18 protein-coding genes and 1 pseudogene are annotated in these 20,208 nt (G+C 35.0%); 17 read left to right on the top strand and 2 right to left on the bottom strand.

Going from position 1 to position 20,208, the window contains the following annotated elements; translation table 11 throughout:
* Positions 1-185: 185 nt before the first annotated feature.
* The 11 genes and pseudogenes from J3U59_RS11165 to gltP all read left to right on the top strand — a co-directional run.
* Positions 186-563: pseudogene (locus tag J3U59_RS11165) on the top strand (pseudouridine synthase); the annotation flags it as partial.
* A 295-nt stretch (positions 564-858) separates the two neighbouring features.
* Positions 859-1,431, top strand: a complete 573-nt coding sequence (rppH, locus tag J3U59_RS11160; protein ID WP_065633973.1) for an RNA pyrophosphohydrolase — start codon at positions 859-861, stop codon at positions 1,429-1,431.
* The gene (lgt, locus tag J3U59_RS11155) at positions 1,428-2,297 is read left to right on the top strand and encodes a prolipoprotein diacylglyceryl transferase (RefSeq protein ID WP_267334263.1); all 870 of its coding nucleotides are present in this window, start codon (positions 1,428-1,430) and stop codon (positions 2,295-2,297) included. The genes rppH and lgt overlap by 4 nt, the downstream gene beginning before the upstream one ends.
* A complete protein-coding gene (thyA, locus tag J3U59_RS11150; protein WP_267334264.1) occupies positions 2,294-3,088 on the top strand; it encodes a thymidylate synthase in 795 nt (264 codons plus the stop codon). The genes lgt and thyA overlap by 4 nt, the downstream gene beginning before the upstream one ends.
* 244 nt (positions 3,089-3,332) lie before the next feature.
* Positions 3,333-4,283, top strand: coding sequence for an LpxL/LpxP family Kdo(2)-lipid IV(A) lauroyl/palmitoleoyl acyltransferase (lpxL, locus tag J3U59_RS11145; RefSeq protein ID WP_267334265.1), 951 nt, complete (start codon positions 3,333-3,335; stop codon positions 4,281-4,283).
* 46 nt (positions 4,284-4,329) lie between these two features.
* Positions 4,330-5,412 carry a 23S rRNA (cytidine(2498)-2'-O)-methyltransferase RlmM gene (gene rlmM / locus J3U59_RS11140; RefSeq protein WP_267334266.1) on the top strand — a complete coding sequence of 361 codons (1,083 nt, stop codon included), beginning with the start codon at positions 4,330-4,332 and terminating at the stop codon, positions 5,410-5,412.
* Between the two features lie 22 nt (positions 5,413-5,434).
* Positions 5,435-7,297, top strand: coding sequence for a penicillin-binding protein activator (locus tag J3U59_RS11135; protein ID WP_267334267.1), 1,863 nt, complete (start codon positions 5,435-5,437; stop codon positions 7,295-7,297).
* Positions 7,260-7,631 carry a YraN family protein gene (locus tag J3U59_RS11130; protein WP_267334268.1) on the top strand — a complete coding sequence of 124 codons (372 nt, stop codon included), beginning with the start codon at positions 7,260-7,262 and terminating at the stop codon, positions 7,629-7,631. Before J3U59_RS11135 ends, J3U59_RS11130 begins: the two co-directional genes overlap by 38 nt.
* Positions 7,632-7,647: 16 nt before the next feature.
* Positions 7,648-8,226, top strand: coding sequence for an SIS domain-containing protein (locus tag J3U59_RS11125; protein WP_267334269.1), 579 nt, complete (start codon positions 7,648-7,650; stop codon positions 8,224-8,226).
* 97 nt (positions 8,227-8,323) lie between these two features.
* Positions 8,324-11,023 (top strand): DNA topoisomerase (ATP-hydrolyzing) subunit A, encoded by a 2,700-nt coding sequence (gene gyrA, locus J3U59_RS11120; RefSeq protein WP_267334270.1) that lies wholly within the window; start codon positions 8,324-8,326, stop codon positions 11,021-11,023.
* A 91-nt stretch (positions 11,024-11,114) separates the two neighbouring features.
* Positions 11,115-12,425 carry a glutamate/aspartate:proton symporter GltP gene (gltP, locus tag J3U59_RS11115; protein WP_065634049.1) on the top strand — a complete coding sequence of 437 codons (1,311 nt, stop codon included), beginning with the start codon at positions 11,115-11,117 and terminating at the stop codon, positions 12,423-12,425.
* A gap of 281 nt (positions 12,426-12,706) precedes the next feature.
* Here gltP and rpmG read toward each other — a convergent pair whose 3' ends face one another.
* The gene (gene rpmG, locus J3U59_RS11110; RefSeq protein ID WP_034884348.1) at positions 12,707-12,874 is read right to left on the bottom strand and encodes a 50S ribosomal protein L33; all 168 of its coding nucleotides are present in this window, start codon (positions 12,872-12,874) and stop codon (positions 12,707-12,709) included.
* A gap of 15 nt (positions 12,875-12,889) precedes the next feature.
* On the bottom strand, positions 12,890-13,126 hold the full coding sequence (rpmB, locus tag J3U59_RS11105) for a 50S ribosomal protein L28 (protein ID WP_034884345.1): 237 nt from the start codon (positions 13,124-13,126) through the stop codon (positions 12,890-12,892).
* 381 nt (positions 13,127-13,507) lie between these two features.
* On the opposite strand from rpmB, the gene aroE reads away from it, so the two are divergent.
* The 6 genes from aroE (at position 13,508) to argA (ending at position 20,063) form a co-directional block, all read left to right on the top strand.
* A complete protein-coding gene (gene aroE, locus J3U59_RS11100) occupies positions 13,508-14,338 on the top strand; it encodes a shikimate dehydrogenase (protein ID WP_267334271.1) in 831 nt (276 codons plus the stop codon).
* A 149-nt stretch (positions 14,339-14,487) separates the two neighbouring features.
* A complete protein-coding gene (locus J3U59_RS11095) occupies positions 14,488-14,841 on the top strand; it encodes a DUF1870 family protein (protein WP_267334272.1) in 354 nt (117 codons plus the stop codon).
* 210 nt (positions 14,842-15,051) lie between these two features.
* Positions 15,052-15,564 (top strand): shikimate kinase AroL, encoded by a 513-nt coding sequence (gene aroL, locus J3U59_RS11090; RefSeq protein ID WP_065633983.1) that lies wholly within the window; start codon positions 15,052-15,054, stop codon positions 15,562-15,564.
* A gap of 254 nt (positions 15,565-15,818) precedes the next feature.
* Positions 15,819-17,018, top strand: coding sequence for an MFS transporter (locus J3U59_RS11085; protein WP_267334273.1), 1,200 nt, complete (start codon positions 15,819-15,821; stop codon positions 17,016-17,018).
* Between the two features lie 79 nt (positions 17,019-17,097).
* On the top strand, positions 17,098-18,393 hold the full coding sequence (locus tag J3U59_RS11080; RefSeq protein WP_267334274.1) for an MFS transporter: 1,296 nt from the start codon (positions 17,098-17,100) through the stop codon (positions 18,391-18,393).
* 341 nt (positions 18,394-18,734) lie between these two features.
* Positions 18,735-20,063, top strand: a complete 1,329-nt coding sequence (argA, locus tag J3U59_RS11075; RefSeq protein ID WP_267334275.1) for an amino-acid N-acetyltransferase — start codon at positions 18,735-18,737, stop codon at positions 20,061-20,063.
* Positions 20,064-20,208: the final 145 nt, after the last annotated feature.

The raw sequence follows: 20,208 nt of genomic DNA, 5'->3' as shown, positions 1-20,208 counted from the left end.
TATTACCCATGTGAGAGTAGGGTGCCGCCAGACTTTTAAATTAGCGCGAGAGCCCAGCAGAGATGCTGGGCTTTTTTGCTTTTTACAGCGGAATAATTATGACTAACAATGCTAGAAAATCGATAATGATTTACTATATTATTAAAAGTATTGTTATTGAACATTGTTAAATGGATAGGAAAAAAATGCGCTCATTAATTGCTTTTAACAAACCGTACAATGTAATTACGCAATTTTCTCCCCATGAAAAATATCAAACATTAAAAGATTTTATTTCATTACCCAAATTTTACCCGGCAGGTCGACTGGATACTGACAGTGAAGGATTATTATTACTGACCAATGATGGTAAGTTGCAGTCAAAAATCAGCTCGCCAAAATTTAAATTACCAAAAACTTATTGGGTACAAGTTGAAGGCTTAATTAGTCAACAAGCTATAGATAAACTCGCTCAAGGTGTTCAGTTAAAAGAGTTCTATACGGCCGCAGCTATAGCGACTAAGCTGGAAGCACCGACTAATCTATGGCAACGCGTTCCCCCTATTCGTGAACGTAAAGCTATTTCCAAATTGGTACAACATCAGTAACCATATGTAATATTTAAATCACAACAATAGAAGATGCGATTTCATATTTTTCTCAGTAGTGCATTATGAAGTATTTATAACTTATGCGGCTTTCTTGGTAGTTTAGTCATATAAATTCACTTTGCTATAATAAGCATTGTTATAAGAGCTAAATTATCTAAAAAATAGCTGATTAAAAGTATATTTGCTTGATAAATTCATTTTCCTATTTATTTATTTCTGTATGTATGAAACAATTTAGATATAGAAAAATAATTTTTTGAGGTAGTCAGTGATCGATAATGATGGCTACCGTCCAAATGTAGGAATAGTTATTTGTAACAGGTATGGTCAAGTTCTTTGGGCTCGTCGTTATGGACAAAATTCTTGGCAGTTTCCTCAGGGCGGAATTAAACTAAACGAAACGCCTGAGCAGGCAATGTTTCGTGAATTAAACGAAGAGGTAGGATTATTACCCAAAGATGTGAAAATTTTGTCTGTAACTAATGGTTGGTTGCGTTATAAATTACCTAAACGAATGATTCGTTGGGAAAATCAACCTGTATGCATAGGGCAGAAGCAGAAATGGTTTTTATTAGAATTGATTTCTGATACATCAGTAATTAATCTTAATACGTCTTCGACTCCAGAATTTGATGATTGGAAATGGGTGAGTTATTGGTATCCTATTCGTCAAGTTATTGCCTTTAAACGTGATGTCTATCGAAAAGCAATGAAAGAATTTTCTTTGCCAGTTTTTACTATACAGTCAGAGATAGAAGTGCCAACAGTTAATGTTTCTAAAAAGAAACGATTTAATTTCTTTGCTCATAAACGAAAAAATAAACAGCGTATAAAAAAATGAATCAATACTTACAATTTCCTAATTTTGATCCAATTGCTTTTTCAATTGGTCCTATTTCGCTACATTGGTATGGTGCAATGTACTTATTTGGTGTATTGGGCGCGCTTTATTTAGCTAAGCGCCGCGCAAGAAAGCCAAATAGTCAATGGACTACACAACAGGTTGAAAATTTATTATTTTGGGGTTTTTTAGGACTCTTTATCGGTGGCCGTCTTGGTTATATTTTGTTTTATAACTTTGATGCGTTTATTAAAGATCCGGTTATTTTGTTTAAAGTTTGGGAAGGCGGCATGTCATTCCATGGTGGTTTAATAGGTGCGATTTGTGTCATTGCGATTTTTGCTAAAATAACACACAAAACCTTTATGCAAGTAGCTGATTTTGTTGCACCTTTAGTTCCTATTGGGTTAATGTTTGGACGTTTTGGTAATTTTATTAATGGTGAATTGTGGGGACGCGTAACGCAATCACATATTGGAATGCTATTTCCAACCTCGTCTCATGCTGATTTTATGTATGTACAGTCTCATCCTGAATGGTTTTCTCTTTATACTCAGCTTAATGGTATTTTACCAAGGCATCCTTCGCAGCTTTATGAAATGTTGTTTGAAGGAATAGTATTATTTATTATTTTGAATTTATTTATCCGTAAACATAGACCTGTTGGTGCTGTATCTGGTCTATTTTTACTTTGCTATGGTTTATTCCGGTTTGTCATAGAATTTTTTAGACAACCGGACGAACAAATAGGCTTATTCTTAAATATGATAAGTATGGGACAAATTTTATGCCTACCAATGATTATTGGAGGTATTTTGATTCTGTTATATGCATATAGATTTAACCGTAAGGCGATTAAACGATGAAACAATATTTAGCGCTGATGCAAAAAATTTTAGCAGAAGGTACACCTAAATCTGATCGAACTGGAACGGGTACATTATCGATCTTTGGTCATCAGATGCGATTTAATTTGCAAGATGGCTTTCCATTAGTCACGACAAAAAAATGTCATTTACGTTCTATTATTCATGAACTACTTTGGTTTTTGAAAGGGGATACTAATATCCGTTATTTACAGGATAATAAAGTGACTATTTGGGATGAATGGGCCGATGAAAATGGTGATTTAGGCCCAGTATATGGTAAACAATGGCGGGCTTGGGGAGCTGCCGATGGCCGTCAAATAGATCAAATTACTCAATTAATTGAACAAATTAAAAATGATCCTGATTCAAGACGTATGATAGTTTCTGCATGGAATGTCGGTGAACTTGATCAAATGGCATTAGCACCATGCCATGCATTTTTTCAATTTTATGTTGCGCAAGGTAAACTTTCTTGTCAACTCTATCAACGCTCATGTGATGTATTTTTGGGATTACCGTTCAACATTGCAAGTTATTCACTCTTAATACATATGATTGCTCAGCAGTGTAATTTGGAGGTTGGTGATTTTGTTTGGACGGGAGGGGATACCCATCTATACTCAAATCATATGGATCAAACTAAGCTGCAATTAAGTCGAGAGCCAAGATCATTACCAAAATTATTGATAAAGCGTAAACCGCCAACAATTTTTGATTACGAATTTGAGGATTTTGAGATTGTTGATTATGATCCTTATCCTGCCATCAAGGCGCCAGTCGCAGTGTAAAGTATGTTGAAGTATTATGATAAAAAATACGTTTAATCTATTTTTTTACTCATACATAAGTTAACAATAGTATTATTGGGATTAATCAAATTAATCCCAATATTTTTTTAAATCTCTATTTTTATGATTGAACGCATCATGTAACAATAGCCGATTTTGTCAATCGGAATGTTATTTTCCTGCATATTGAGCCAAGATTGGTATATAATAGTTAACTTTGTTTAAATCATTAATTGATCTTAATATGAGTCAAAATCAGGAAATTCGTCCCGTTTTTACTAAGCACTTATTACATCCTCGTTACTGGTTAACGTGGTTAGGAATTGGTTTTTTATATTTATTGGTATTGTTACCCTATCCAATAATTTATCAACTAGGTAAATCATTAGGTTTACTTTCAATGAAGTTAATTGGGAAGCGAAAAGAAACTGCAAAACAAAATCTTAAACTTTGTTTTCCCGACAAATCACAACAAGAACGCGACGCGCTACTGCGTGATAATTTTATTTCGACTGGATTAGCTATTTTTGAAACGGGTATGGCTTGGTTTTGGTCCGATAGACGTTTAGCTAAGCATTCTTCTATAGTGGGTGATGATTATATTACAAAGGTACAGCAATCAGGACAAGGTGTTTTATTAATTGGAATTCATTTCTTAACACTCGAATTAGGTGCTCGAATTTTAGGTATGAGTCACCCAGGTGTTGGCGTTTATCGACCTAATGATAATCTGGTAATGGACTATGTGCAGCTTAAAGGCCGACTAAAATCAAACAAATATATGTTAGATCGTTACAATACCAAAGGTATGATTCGGGCATTAAAAAATGGTGAATTACTTTGGTACGCGCCAGACCATGATTATGGTCCTAAAAATAGTGTATTTGCACCATTATTTTCTGTTGAAAAAGCAGCAACCACAATCGGAACTCGCATTCTCGTTAAGTTGGGGCAACCTGCAATTATACCGTTTACACCTAAACGTGAAAAAAAAGGTCACTATATTGTTGATGTAACGCCTGTGCTTGAAGGTTATCCAATCGATGATGATGTACTTGCTGCCACGTTTATGAATAAAGCCATTGAGCATGAAATTTTAAAAGCACCGGAACAATATATGTGGTTACATAGACGTTTTAAAACGCGCCCTAAAGGTGAAGCTCCTTTATATACAGATAGTGTACAATCTGATTAATATCCGCTCATTAAATCGTGTTGAGAAGAAGAGTAAAAATTACAATATGCAAAAACTAAATAAAATTATTTTGTATTGTCGCCAAGGATTTGAAAAAGAGTGTGCGGCTGAAATCACTGATAAAGCATCACAAAAAGCAGTATTTGGTTTTGCTAAAGTAAAAGAAAATAGTGGTTATGTTATTTTTGAATGCTACCAAGATGGTGATGCTCAACACTTGATTAAAACGTTATCTTTTCGAACATTAATTTTTGCGCGGCAAATGTTTGCAGCCGGTGATTTATTAACCGATCTACCTAACCATGACCGTATTTCTCCCATCATAGATTCATTATCAGGCTTAATAGAGAAAGCCGGTGATTTACGGGTAGAAGTAGCTGATACTAATGAAGGAAAAGAACTGATAGGATTTTGTCGTAAATTTACTGTTCCTCTTCGTCAAGCTTTAAGACATAAACGTATTTTATTGAAAGTGGAAAATCCATCAAGGCCCGTCATTCATCTATTCTTTATTAATAGTCAGAGTTGCTATATTGGCTATTCGTTAAGTCAAAATAATTCGCCATTTTATATGGGAATACCTCGGCTAAAATTTCCAAGCGATGCGCCTAGCCGTTCAACCTTAAAATTGGAAGAAGCTTTCCATATTTTTATTCCATACGAAGAATGGGATGAACGATTAAAAGGTGGTTTAAATGCGGTCGATTTAGGTGCTTGTCCAGGCGGTTGGACTTATCAACTCGTTAAACGAAATATGATGGTTTATGCCATTGATAATGGTCCAATGGATAAAAAATTGATGGAAACAGGACAAGTAAAACATTATCGTGAAGATGGCTTTAAATTTGTGCCAAAAAAGCATAATATTTATTGGTTGGTCTGTGATATGGTTGAAAAACCAACTAAAGTGACACAATTAATTGCCAAATGGCTTATTAATGGTTGGTGTCGAGAAACTATTTTTAACCTGAAATTACCAATGAAAAAGCGATATGAAGAAGTAACACAAAATTTGCTGCTACTTCATGAAGAATTAAATGGTAAACAAATTAACGTCCAAATTCAGGCTAAACAGTTATATCATGATCGCGAAGAAATTACTGTGCACGTACAGCGGATTTGGGGATAACAAATTACAAGAGAATAGGTGTATGAATTTAAAACGGTCCTTTTATGCAATGCTAATACTTACATTGTTTACCTTATTGGCTGGATGTCCTGCCAATAAGCCACAAGTAATGACTGATTATGACCAGAATAAAAATTCTAGTTATTATTTATCACAAGCTGATAAAAGTTCTGGTTACGCCAAAACCAATTGGCAGTTAATGGCTATTCAGGCTTTAGTGAAAGAAAATCAACTAGCTAAAGCTGATGGATTACTATCGCAAATATCATCCCACCTTGATGCTAAGCAACAACAAGAGCGAACATTATTACTTGGTGAAATTGCAGTAAAATCAGGAAAGTCATTTGATTTTAATCAATTTTCTACTCAAGGCTTAACTCAAGCACAGTTATACCGTTACTATACTATTAAACTCAGTAGTGATGAAAAAAATAAAGAGATTAATGCACAAGCTCATGACTATACTGAATTAGAAAAATATGCGCCAGAAAATCAAAAAAAACAGATACTAAATAATACTTGGAATTTCTTTAGCAAGTTAAACGTAAATGAAATTAATTCAATTGTTGTCAACGAAGATGACAGCATTTTACAAGGTTGGATTAATTTAAGTTATGCGTACACAAACAACAGTAAAGCTCCCACTACGCAAGAAGGTGATACACCAGAAGTGATAGCCGAGAAAACGCAAAAACAAAAGCAAGCATTAAAACAAGCTGTTGCTGATTGGCTAACCCAGTATCCAGATCATCCAGCTAAAAATATCCTACCAATATTGACTGGTGAGCAGACCTTAGCTGCCGCAGACACGAATGCGAAAAAAGTAGCTTTATTATTACCATTAAATGGTTCATCACGTATATTCGGCGACACAATTAAGCAAGGTTACAGTGATGCAATAAAGTTCTTCCCGCAAGAACCACAGCAAAATGTCGTTTTACTCGACACAACAAGTGCGCCAATGGATACACTTATTCAGCAAGCAAAAGAGCAAAATGTTGAACTCATCGTTGGTCCTTTGCTCAAAGATGAAGTTGTTAAAATAAAACAATTAGCACCAAGCATACCGGTTTTAGCACTCAATAAAGTTGATAATAATACAATATCGACGAATAAAATGTGCTTTTTTGCACTATCACCAGAAGATGAAGCAAAGGATGCTGCCGATCATATTTATGCGCAAAGTAAGGTGAAACCCCTACTGCTTGTGCCACAAAATGATTTAGGCAAACGTGTCGCGCAAACTTTTGCTAAACAGTGGTCACAATTATCTGCTAATAATTCTCAAGCTTATGTGCAATATTTTGGCAATAAAAGTTCATTAAGTGCGAATATGAATCAAAATAGTGGAATCAGCCTGAATGGCTCACCTATTTTAATCAATGATGCAACTACTCAGCCGGTACCGCCTGAACAATCAGCTAGTTTTGATGCTATTTATATCTACTCTTCTTATGATGAACTAACCCTAATTAAACCTATGTTAGATATGGGGGCGGCTAAATCGGGAACTAACTTATCTCAGATAATGATTTATACCAGTTCAAAAAGCCATGTAGCCAATGCATCTAATGATTTTAACTACGATATGAATAAAACGGAATATGCTGATATTCCAATGATCATTAATCGCACCGATAATATGTTAGAAATAATACCAAGCAATATTCAGAAAGATTATTCATTATTGCGTTTATACGCGATGGGCATTGATGCATGGAGACTAGCAAACCGCTTTAATCAATTAGATTCTTATCAACCTAATTTTTTAGATGGAATGACAGGAAAATTATCGACAAGTAATCAGTGTGAAGTGACAAGAGCATTGTCTTGGCAACAATATATTCATGGTTCAACTCAAACTACCACAACAAGCGAAGAATAAACAAATTGGCAAGCATTATGAAAATATCGCTTGCCAATACTTACTTAAACAAGGGCTTTTATTAATTGCTAAAAATAGTCAATATCCCTTAGGTGAAGTTGATTTAATTATGCAAGATAAGCAATGTCTGGTTTTTGTTGAAGTACGTTATCGAAAAAATGCTAATTTTGGCGATGCTGCGATGACGGTAACGTTAAGTAAACAAACGAAAATTAAGCAAGCAGCACAACTTTGGATGCTATCTGAAAATTTGAATATTGAAGATACCGAGTTTAGGTTTGATATTTTTGCCGTAACAGGTAAAAATCAACAATGGATTATTAATGCGTTTTAATTATTAGGTGAAAAACGTGCAAGATTTAATTAAAAATTATTTTACTGAAAGTATTCAAACACAAATTGTAATGGCGGAGTCTTTAGGTTCATCAATCGAAAAAGCAGCCAATATCATTGTTCAAGGTTTACTTAATGGCAATAAAATTATGAGTTGTGGCAATGGTTCTTCCGCTGCAAACGTTCAAAGTTTTACCTCACGATTGATGACTAGCATTAATATAGAAAGACCCAGTATTCCTGCCTTAGCTTTAGTTTCTGATAATGTATTATTAAGCGCTATTGCCACTCATGAAGAAGTTTACGCACGTCAAATTCAAGCCTTGGGTCAACAAGGTGATATTTTGATTATAGCAACTAGCCAAGGTAACAGTCGATCAATTATACGGGCGGTACAAGAGGCGGTGATTAAAGATATGAAAATTGTTGCACTTACCGCTTTTGATGGTGGTGAAGTGATTGGTTTACTTAGCCAAAATGATATTGAAATTAGAGTTCCCTCCTATAAAAAAGTGATGGCTTACGAGATGCATGCAATGATTCTAAACTGCTTGTGCCAATTAATTGAAAATACATTGTTTATTCATGGTGAATAAGTTGAAATAAAAACAGTTTAGTTCTGCATTAATAGTGTTTTTATGCTATAATTATAAGCTATTTTGATGATCTAAATTAATAAGAGAACATGGTGTTATGACCGAACTAGCCAAAGAGATAACCCCCGTTAATATTGAAGATGAATTAAAATCCTCTTATCTTGACTATGCAATGTCTGTCATTGTTGGGCGTGCTTTACCCGATGTGCGTGACGGTTTAAAACCGGTTCATCGTCGGGTTTTATTTGCCATGAACGAAGCTGGATATGATTGGAATAAACCTTATCGAAAATCAGCGCGTGTTGTTGGGGATGTCATCGGTAAGTATCACCCTCATGGTGATTCTGCTGTTTATGATACGATTGTGCGTATGGCACAGCCATTTTCATTACGCTATATGTTAGTTGATGGGCAAGGAAACTTCGGTTCAGTTGATGGTGACTCTGCTGCTGCAATGCGTTATACCGAAATTCGTATGCAAAAATTTGCAGGTGCATTATTGACGGATCTTGATAAAGAAACCGTTGATTTTTCACCTAACTATGATGGATCCGAGATGATTCCAGACGTGTTACCAACACGTATCCCTAACTTATTAATTAATGGTTCATCAGGAATTGCAGTTGGTATGGCAACGAATATTCCACCACATAATTTATCTGAAGTGATTAATGGTTGCCTTGCTTTTATTGAAGATGAAAACATTTCTGTTGATGGTTTGATGGAGCATATTCATGGGCCTGATTTTCCAACGGCAGCGTTAATTAATGGTCGTAAGGGTATTGAAAATGCTTACCGTACCGGTCGAGGCATCATTTATATCCGCTCAAAAGCAACCATTGAAGTTGATGACCATTCAGGTCGTGAAACGATTATTGTTAATGAAATTCCATATCAAGTTAACAAGAAAAAGTTAATAGAAAAGATAGCTGAGTTAGTCAAAGATAAAAAAGTAGAAGGTATTTCAGCACTACGCGATGAATCAGATAAAGATGGGATGCGTATTGTGATCGAAGTTAAACGCGATGCCGTTGCTGAAGTGGTATTAAATAATCTTTTCTCTTTGACGCAGCTACAAGTTTCATTCGGTATTAATATGGTTGCTTTACATAAAGGGCAACCAAAACTATTAAACTTACGTGAAATGATTGAAGCATTTGTGCTTCATCGCCGTGAAGTGGTTACGCGCCGAACGATATATGAACTACGTAAAGCTCGTGAACGTGCCCATGTTTTAGAAGGTTTAGCAATAGCACTTGCCAATATCGATCCTGTTATTGAGTTAATTCGTGCTGCATCAACGCCAAGCGAAGCGAAAACTAAATTATTGGCGCAAGCTTGGCAGTTAGGTAATGTCGCTGCAATGCTTGAAAAAGCGGGTAATGATGCTGCGCGACCAGAAGAATTAGCACCAGAATTTGGTATTCGTGATGGTCACTATTATTTATCTGAAGCACAAGCGCAAGCTATCTTAGATCTACGCTTACATCGCTTAACAGGTCTTGAACACGAAAAAATTCTTGATGAATACAAAGCGTTACTTATTCAAATCGGTGAACTATTGCATATTTTAGCAAGTCCAGAAAGATTGATGGAAGTCATTCGTGAAGAGCTCGAAGCGGTTCGAGATCAATTCCAAGATGCAAGACGAACTGAAATCACAGCTAGCAGTGCTGATATTAATATTGAAGATCTTATCGCGCAAGAAGACGTGGTTGTTACCCTTTCTCACCAAGGCTATGTGAAATATCAACCGCTTTCTGATTATGAAGCACAACGTCGTGGTGGTAAAGGTAAATCGGCAACCAAAATTAAAGAAGAAGATTTTGTTGAAAAACTACTGGTCGCCAATACGCATGATACAATTCTTTGTTTCTCTAGCCGTGGCCGATTATATTGGATGAAAGTTTACCAATTACCTGAAGCAAGTCGTGGTTCTCGTGGTCGTCCAATTATTAATCTATTACCACTTGAAGCGGATGAGCGTATTACTGCAATTTTACCGGTTCGGGAATTTGATGACGAACATTGTGTGTTTATGGCAACGGCACAAGGTACAGTTAAGAAAACCTCACTAATTGAATTTAGTCGTCCTCGTAGTGGTGGTATTATCGCCATTAACCTACGTGATGATGATGAACTTATCGGTGTGGATCTAACAAGTAATGAAACATCAGATACCGTTGATGATGAAGAGCTCAATGATGATGTAATTGTTGATGAGACAGATAATGATGATGAAGTCTCTCAAATCTCTAATACAGAAGACATTATGTTATTTTCAGCTAATGGTAAAGTTGTTCGCTTCCCGGCGAATAAAGTTCGCTGCATGGGACGAACTGCGACCGGTGTTCGGGGTATTAAATTAGAAGGTGATGATAAAGTAGTCTCACTCATTGTTCCTCGAGGTAATGGCGCAATTTTAACTGCTACTCAAAACGGTTATGGTAAACGTACTGAACAAGAATTATATCCAACTAAATCACGCGCAACTAAAGGCGTAATTTCTATTAAGGTCAGTGAACGAAATGGAGCAGTTGTTGGAGCTGTACAAGTTGATGAAACCGATCAAATTATGTTGATCACTGATGCAGGAACGTTAGTCCGTACGCGTGTATCAGAAGTGAGCATTGTTGGTCGAAATACGCAAGGTGTTATGCTTATTCGAACGGCTGAAAGTGAAAAAGTTGTCGGATTGCAGCGAATTGCTGAAACAGAGGATGACGATAACGAGTCTGAATTTCCCTCGAACCAAGGTGAACAACGGACTGATTCATTAGAGGAATCCGAAGAATAATTTTTAATTATTAAAAAGGATTAGTTAATATAGCTAATCCTTTTTTATTTTAGAAAATCAGGAAAAGGAACAGTATTTGATGTCATTTTTTATAAAAAAAATTTTAACAAATCTTGCGTGGCAAATTTTAATTGCCTTGATCTTAGGTGTAGCAATGGGGGCTTATCTGTTCGAACTTTCTGTTCCAACTCACCCTTTACATTCTTATTATCAATTCTCTATCGTTAATATTTTCCAACCTGCGGGTGATATCTTTATTCGTTTAATTAAAATGATTGTATTACCTATTATATTAAGTACATTAACACTTGGTATTGCAGGTATCGGCGGCTCAAAACGATTAGGGACGTTAGGATTTAAAACAATACTCTATTTTGAGATAATTACTACCATCGCTATTTTATTGGGTCTTTTATGGGGCAATGTTTTCGCGCCAGGTGCAGGTATTGACTCTTCAACTTTAGCCACAACTGATGTGAGTAAATATGCAAAAGCAGCGGAGGAACTAAGTGGAAAACCTCATGGCCTTATTGTTATGATTTTAGACATGATTCCTGCCAATATTTTTAAAGCAATGACGGATGGTGCGGTTTTACCTGTAATTTTCTTCTGTGTGTTTTTTGGTTTAGGTTTAATGTCTTTACCAGATAAACAACGCGAACCATTTGTATTCTTCTTAAAAGTTGTTTCTGATACCATGTTCAAAGTGACAAATATGATCATGCGTTATGCACCAATTGGGGTATTTGCTCTTATTACTGTCACGGTGGCTAAATATGGATTCGAATCTTTATTACCACTATTCAAACTAATTTTGACCGTATATTCGGCAATGATTGTTTTTACCATAGTAGTATTAGGTATTGTGTGTAAACTCTGTAAATTTAGTATTTTTAAATTACTGAGAATTTTAAAAGAAGAATTAGTCATTGCATTTTCAACGGCCAGCTCTGAAACAGCATTGCCAAAAATCATCGAAAAAATGGAAGCTTATGGCGCACCTAAAGCGATAACCAGTTTTGTTATTCCAACCGGTTATTCATTTAACTTAGATGGATCGACTTTATACCAAAGTATTACCGTTATCTTCTTAGCTCAGCTATTTGGTATGGATTTAAGCATTATAGATCAAATTATTATTGTTATTACTCTAATGATAGCCTCTAAAGGTATTGCTGGCGTACCTGGTGCTTCAATATTAGTGCTATCTGCAACACTCGGAAGTGTCGGTATACCACTAGAAGGTATAGGCTATATTATGGGAGTCGAGCGTATTTTAGATATGGGTCGAACTGTTGTTAATGTGGTTGGTAATGCATTAGCGGCAATTGTTATTGCACGCTGGGAAAATGCATTTGATGATACAAAAGCCAGAGCTTATGAACAAAAATATTTAAAATAATCTAGGTATTAGTGTATTACTATCAAAAGCTTCTGTTTATAAAAATGGAAGCTTTTATTTTAACTAGAAAAATGATGATTCATCATAAATAGCCGTCTAGTCAGGTAGTAATTATAAACTGACTTAAAAATAATACTATTAATAACGGAAATAGTGCTCGGTTATTTTCTAATAGAAGATAAAGATCAATTGATGTAATATTTTTGATATTAATTATATTTTTTGTTTTTAGATAGATATAAAAAAACCCAGCATTTGCTGGGTTTCTCGTTTATACAAAACTATTTAATTTTAGCTTCTTTATAAACAACATGCTGACGAACAACAGGATCATATTTTTTGATCTCCATCTTTTCAGGCATGGTTCTTTTGTTTTTGCTAGTGGTATAAAAATGACCGGTACCAGCAGAAGAAACTAATCTAATTTTTTCACGTACACCTTTAGCCATGATATGGTTTCCTTATTAGTACTTTTCACCACGGGCACGAAGTTCAGCTAAAACTGCATCAATACCCTTTTTATCGATAGTACGCATACCTTTAGCTGATACACGTAATTTTACAAAACGTTTTTCACTCTCAATCCAGAAACGGTGAGTTTGAAGGTTTGGTAGAAAACGACGTTTAGTAGCATTCATCGCATGAGAACGATTATTTCCCACTAAAGGACCTTTTCCTGTTACTTGGCATACTCGTGACATGTCAATAATTCTCCGAAATTTCTATGCTTAAGCCTTGGGCGTAATATGTTAATGGAATTAACCTCGTCAGGCTTTTAGTTTGCTGCAGTTCTATTTGAGAAGCAGTCTAACCTCTCACACTACACCCATAATAATGAGGTAGCGAAGTATACGCTGTTATGCAAAGATTCTCAAGTATTATCTTATTTTAGACTAAAAATAAGTTCACTATGAGCAACGATTGATATAAAAAGATAAAGGTACCTATCAATTTGCTTCTATTTTATAACGAGCTTTACTTTAGTTAAATACAAAAATCGTTTTATTTTATAATAAATATGCTTTAATACTAAATGATAAATATATTTTTTGATTTAATTTTCTAACTTTCAAGGAGATTATATGAACCAGTTTAAGCCATATGACATCTATGGCATTATCGGTTATCCGTTAGGGCATACAATGAGCCCATTAATTCATACTACTTCGTTTCAAGATTATAATATTCCAGCTGTATTGGTTGCATTTCCAACGCCTCCAGAAGAGATACCTAACCTGTTCAAATCGGTTCGATTACTAAATATTCGCGGTTTATGTGTCACTATTCCTCATAAACAAACAATTATTCCTTATTTAGATTATGTTACTGATCATGTTAAAAAAGCAGGCGCAGCAAATTTAGTTTATTGGGATGGTGACAAGCTTTGTGGTGACAATACTGATATTGTTGGTTTTATGGAGCCATTAAGACAAAAAAAATTACCTGCCGAATATAAAAAGGTTTTATTGTTAGGCGCTGGGGGCGCAGCTCGCGCTGCTGTAGTGGGTTTGCAGGATCTCGGTTATACCGATATTACCGTTAGTGATATTTCTAAAGAACTACCCGAAGCACTAGCCAAAGAGTTCAACCTTAAAATTGTTGATTGGGAAGATCGTAGCAAAGTTGAGGCTCAAATCATTGTTAACTCAACCCCATTAGGCATGCAAGGCAAATTTGAAGACCAAACTCCTTATGAACAGGCGTGGTTTAAAGGAAAGGGCTTAGCTTATGACATTGTTTATACACCCTATAACACAAAATTTAGACAAGAAGCTGAAAAAGCAGGATGGGAATCGATTTCTGGGCGTGAAATGTTTATTGGTCAAGCAAATGCACAATTTAAAATTTGGACAGGAAAAGAACTGTCTCAACGAGCAAAACAAGCGGTAATAGACGCGCTAGCAGCAAAATAAATATTGAAAAAATAACATACATCTTATCAATGTTAATTTGATGTATGTTAGAACATTGATCATATTGTTCTATTATTCTGACATATTGATTGCCTGGATATAAATTTAATGAATTTTGTAATTTCACAATGTGAATACAAGGAGTATTTATGACAAATCTTGAATTGCAAGCTTATCGTCGTTTTTTGATGTTAAAAGTGCTAGAAGCGAGTGAATATATTGGTAAAACAGACATTAAAACTTGGCATGACTGGGAAAGCGGTAAGTTGCCTGTTCCTGAATTTGTAGCAACAGCGATGCAAGAATTAAAAAAAATTCGCCACGATAAAATCAATCTTATCATTAAAGGCATTAATGATCGGGTTGGCAGTAATACTATTCGTTACTTCATGACATATGAAGAGTTTAAAAAAGTCAATCCAGATCTTGATGTGATTCAATGGCGATTACACCAATCCATTGCCACTGAACTTTATTTTCGAGGTCTAGAAAAACTGTGCTAGCGGTTATTTTTTGTAATATGAATGACTTAATAATCTTATTGGTGTAAATATTATTTTACATTCTTTGACAGTTCTATGAAAAACATATTCATATAAATCAATAGTATTTATTTTTACAAGATTAAATGTAAAAAAAATGTTGCAAAAGATAAAGTGAATCACTAGCATAGACAAAATATTCTGAGATCTGTCAATCTGAAAGGACCCAATATGAATAAACCAATTTTTCTCGTCGGCGCAAGAGCAGCTGGCAAAACAACAATGGGAAAAATGTTAGCAAATAAGCTATCGTTTTCTTTCATTGATACAGATTGTCATTTACTCGAAACCACCCAAAAAACAGTGGCCGAAATTGTTGAAAAAGAGGGCTGGGAAGGGTTTAGGGCAAGAGAAAGCCAAGTACTGATTGATACAGCAAAACCTAATCGGGTCATTGCTACAGGTGGTGGAATGGTTTTAGCGGATCATAATCGCCAATTTATGAAACAAAATGGTATTGTTATCTTTCTTTCTGCGCCAGCGGCGACGTTAGCAGCTCGTTTAATGAAAGATCCAAATATTGCTCAGCGTCCTTCTCTTACGGGTTTATCAATTGTAGATGAAATGGAAAAAGTCGTAGCGGAACGATTGCCTTTATATCATGATGCCGCCCATTATGTTGTTAATGTCGATCAAGATGAACATCAAATTTTAAGCCAAATGCTTGAAATGTTGAATAATTAATCAACTTGTTTTGCCTAAACCCAGATAAAATACCACATTATTATGTGGTATTTTTTATGAAAAGTTATCGGGTTTTACTAATTTATCTGCCTCATCTATTGGTTTTGTTAACCATCATAGAGTTGGTAAAGTAATATCAGTAAAATATTCTTAATAAATTAATAGTTATCGCTTTTAGATTAATATTAATACTTGTATATTGAATTCGATTAACAGTTTAGTTTTAAATATATTTCAAATATGGAGTACGACAAATGGATACGTTAAAAGTCAATTCTTATGGAATTGTCGGGTCTATTTACGCTAATTATATCATTCAAAGTATTGCACTAATTGTGATTATGCAATTTTCCATTGATCTTACAAAACAGCTTAACACTGATCTTATTGGATTAGGCTATGTTGCTTCAGGTATAGGTATTGGAAAAATCTTTTTAATGTTTGTTGGTGGAATACTTTCAGATAAATTTGGTCGTAAGCTTTTTATTTTCCTCGGTATGGCGTGTTACGCGGTTTTCTTTATTGGTATGATATTTTGTACCAACATTCATCTCGCTTTTTGTCTGGCCATTGCAGTTGGGGCGGGGAATTCTTTTTTAGACACAGGTTCCATGCCTGCATTGACTGAATGCTTTCCAAGTTCTGCCGGTTCAGCAAGTGTGTTAATAAAAGCGTTTATTTCTATTGGGACTTTAGTACTTCCTTTTATCGTTACTTTTTTTGACACTAATCAAATTTGGTATGGTTGGGCTTTTCTTGGCTTTACGGCCTATTTAGTGATAAATGGCATATTATTATTACCTAAAAAATTTCCTCACAAAGATACTTCAATTAAAGGTGGCCAAGGTTCAGAGAACTATTTCAAAAGCCATCCTAAATTTGCATTTGAAGGCATTTTATTGATCATTATGGGATTTACTACAACAGCAACATTTGTCATTATTTTGCAATGGTTGCCAACTATTGCAACTGAAGGCGTAAATATGAGTGACCTTGATGCTAAACAATTAATTAGCTATTACAGTACCGCATCGATTATATCGGTATTTGTGACTGCTTTTGTCGTTAAACATTTTTTGAAACCTATCTTTTGCATCATAATATTACCTGCATTGTCAGCTATTGTTCTGATTATTTTTTATTTTAATATTTCACCTGTTATGTGCGTTATTGCAGCAATTGGTATGGGATTTACCGCAGCCGGTGGTGTACTTCAATTAACTTTAGTGGTAATGCAACAAATGTTTCCAAGCCGTAAAGGCCTTGCTGTTGGTTGTATGTATACTTTTAGTGGATTATCTTTTGTGGTTATTCCACTGATTGTGCCAAAACTTGCTATGATTGATGTTAGTTATGCAATTTTGATTGATTTTTTTATTGCGTCATTAAGTTTAATCTTAGGTTCAATTGTTTTTTATCGATTTAAAAACGTTATTGATATTACAAAAATATAATGATTGATTTAAGTATTTGTGTTCAATATTAAAACAAAATTAAAAATAATACCTTTTTGATATATATAGGAATTGAGGAATGAAAAACCGATATTGGGGCACAGCAAGTTGTTTATATATCAACTACTTTGTGCATGGAATGGGCGCGATTATTTTGGGATTAAATATTGATTATTTAGCTGCTCAATTTAACCCACAATCTGCTTATCTGTTTACTTTAAATAAAGAGGTACTCACGGCAGTACAATTAAATTTGATCAGCGAAGCAAAGCAAAGTGTTTACAACGTGATGATGGGATTGGGTATAGGCCGATTATTAGTATTATTTATTATGGGATCGTTATCCGACAGACTTGGTCGTAAACCCTTCATTGTTTTAGGTGGATTGTTTTATATCGGTTTTCTACTAGGAATTTTAGTTAGCCCGAGTGTACAAATTGCCTTTATGTTTGCTATTTTAGGTGGCATTGCCAACTCAACACTTGATGCCGGTACTTATCCAGCGCTTATGGAAGCTTTTCCTAAATCACCGGGCTCAGCATCTATTTTAATTAAAGCAGCTATTGCAGCAGGGCAATCCTTGTTGCCTATCATTGTCGGCATGATTATGGCTAACCAAGCATATTATGGTTGGTCATTCATTTTTTGTTGCGTTATTTTAGGGTTAAATGCATTGATAGTGTTTAAGATGCCTTTTCCAAACCACAAACTCACGCCAGAGCAAGAGCTAGAGAATCTAGAAAAAAATGAAAAAACAACGCCTGTTTTAAAACAAAAGGCTAATTTTTGGATAGAAGGTATCTGTTTTATCATCATTGGTTTCACTTCAACCGCGACCTTTTATCTGGTTTCGTCTTGTTTAAAAGATTTTTCACAAACAGTTGCGGGTATGGATTCTTCGGGTGCAGTACAAGCTTTTTCTTCTTATGGTATTGGGACACTTGCCAGTGTATTTTTAACTTCACTTTTGGTGAAAAGCTTAATTAAACCTGTGTATATTGTTGTGTTTTATCCACTACTTTCAACTATCATGTTGATAGTAATGTATTTTAACCCAACCCCTGCATTATGTATGATCGGTGGTTTTGTACTTGGTTTTACTGCGGCAGGCGGCGTTTTACAACTTGCACTTACCACCATGGCTGAATTTTTTCCATCAGGTAAGGGTAAAGTGCTGGGTATATTTTTTACTTCTTCCAGTATTGCAACCGCCATAATCCCGTTTTTAATTGGCTGGGTATCAACTAATTTGGGTTTACGTTATGTTATGTTGAGTGATGCCATAATAGCGGGGATTGGTACCATATTGGCTATTGTTGTATTGATGCGTTACCGAACCGTTTTTAACGTATCGCATACAATTACGGATAAATAATTAAAAAGTTGCTCAATCAAAAAATAATTTATAGATCATTTCTTAAACCTATTGGGTTGTCTGTCTAATAATCATGAAACATGATAAGGCATGCTTAAAAAAAGCATGCCTATTTAATGCTATGGTTTAAAGTTCAAGTTTATCACTGCATTTGTTAATCAATATGGTTGGTCTTAGTGGTTATTGTTAAATACAGTTATGATCAATTTATGTTCGTTGATCTTAATTTGTCTAATTTTCAGCTTTTAATCGATTTTGAAAATATTACTTGCCATTAAATTAAAAATAAATAAAATTACAATAAATGTGAATAAATATTCATTTTGATAACGGTGATTAAGATGAAAGAAAGAACAACTGAATTAGTCGAAGGGCTAAGACATTCAGTACCTTATATCAATGCTCATCATGGAAAAACGTTTGTAATTTTATTAACAGGCGCGGTATTAAAAAGTAATAATTATTCAAGCATTATTAGTGATATCGGGTTGCTTTACAGTCTTGGTATAAAACTGGTTATAGTTAATGGTGCACGTAATCAAATTGACGAATCACTTAAACATCATAATATTGAACCTAACTATCATAAGAATACGCGAATTACTGATGCCAACACGCTAGATATTGTTAAACAAGTTACAGGGCTATTGCAGCTCAATATTACAGCCAGTCTATCAATGTGCTTAAATAATACGCCATTACAAGGTGCGCATATTAATGTGGTAAGTGGCAATTTTGTTATTGCTCAGCCACTTGGTGTTGATGATGGTATTGATTATTGCCATACAGGCAAAATTCGCCGAATTAACTTTGAAGCGATAGATGAGCAATTAAATCGCGGTTCAATTGTATTACTTGGACCTGTGGGGGTATCGGTAACAGGGGAAAGTTTTAATTTATCTTCAGAAGATGTTGCAGCCGAAGTTGCAATACGTTTGAAAGCCGATAAATTAATTAGTTTTTGCGCTGAGCAGGGGGTGCTTGACGAACAGGGTAAAGTAATTACAGATCTTTTTCCTATTGATGCTGATAACTATGTTAATCAAAAAGAACAGCATGGAAAGCCGCTTTCGAGCGAAGCTCGATTTTTACGGGCAGCATCGAAAGCTTGTCGCAATGGCGTAAGACGAAGTCATTTAGTCAGTTATTTAGTCGATGGCGCAATTTTGCAAGAACTATTCTCGCGTGATGGCATTGGTACACAAGTAGCAATGCAACATTCTGAACAAATTCGCACAGCAACAATCAACGATATTGGTGGTATTTTAGAACTTATTCGTCCACTTGAAGAACAAGGCATTTTAGTTAAACGTTCACGAGAACAGTTAGAGATGGAAATTGATAAATTTACAATCATTCAACGTGATAATATGACTATTGGTTGTGCAGCACTTTATCCATATCCCGAAGAAAAAATGGGCGAAATGGCTTGCGTTGCTATCCATCCGCAGTATCGAAATTCATCGCGCGGCGATCTGTTGATCGAAAAAATCGCTGAAAGCGCCACTAATCTAGGATTGGAAAAAATTTTTGTACTCACAACCCGGAGTATTCATTGGTTTAGAGAAAAAGGGTTCAATCCAGCTGAAGTTGATGATTTGCCGATTAAAAAGAAACAACTTTACAATTATCAACGCAACTCAAAAATATTAATGTTCAATATCAAATAAATTAATTCACTATAAATCGACTTTTGGGTCGGTGATTTGCCTAATCATTAGATGTATTTGAGTTATCAGCTTAATAAAACTGATAACTCTTTTACTGTCACTTGAATAATTTAACTAATAATTTTATGAACAACGATAAGCTTGC

This window comes from Gilliamella sp. B3783, from assembly GCF_026536125.1.
Lineage (GTDB): Bacteria > Pseudomonadota > Gammaproteobacteria > Enterobacterales > Orbaceae > Gilliamella.
Note: the sequence above shows the minus strand (reverse complement) of the source record. Positions and strands in the feature narration are given on the sequence as shown.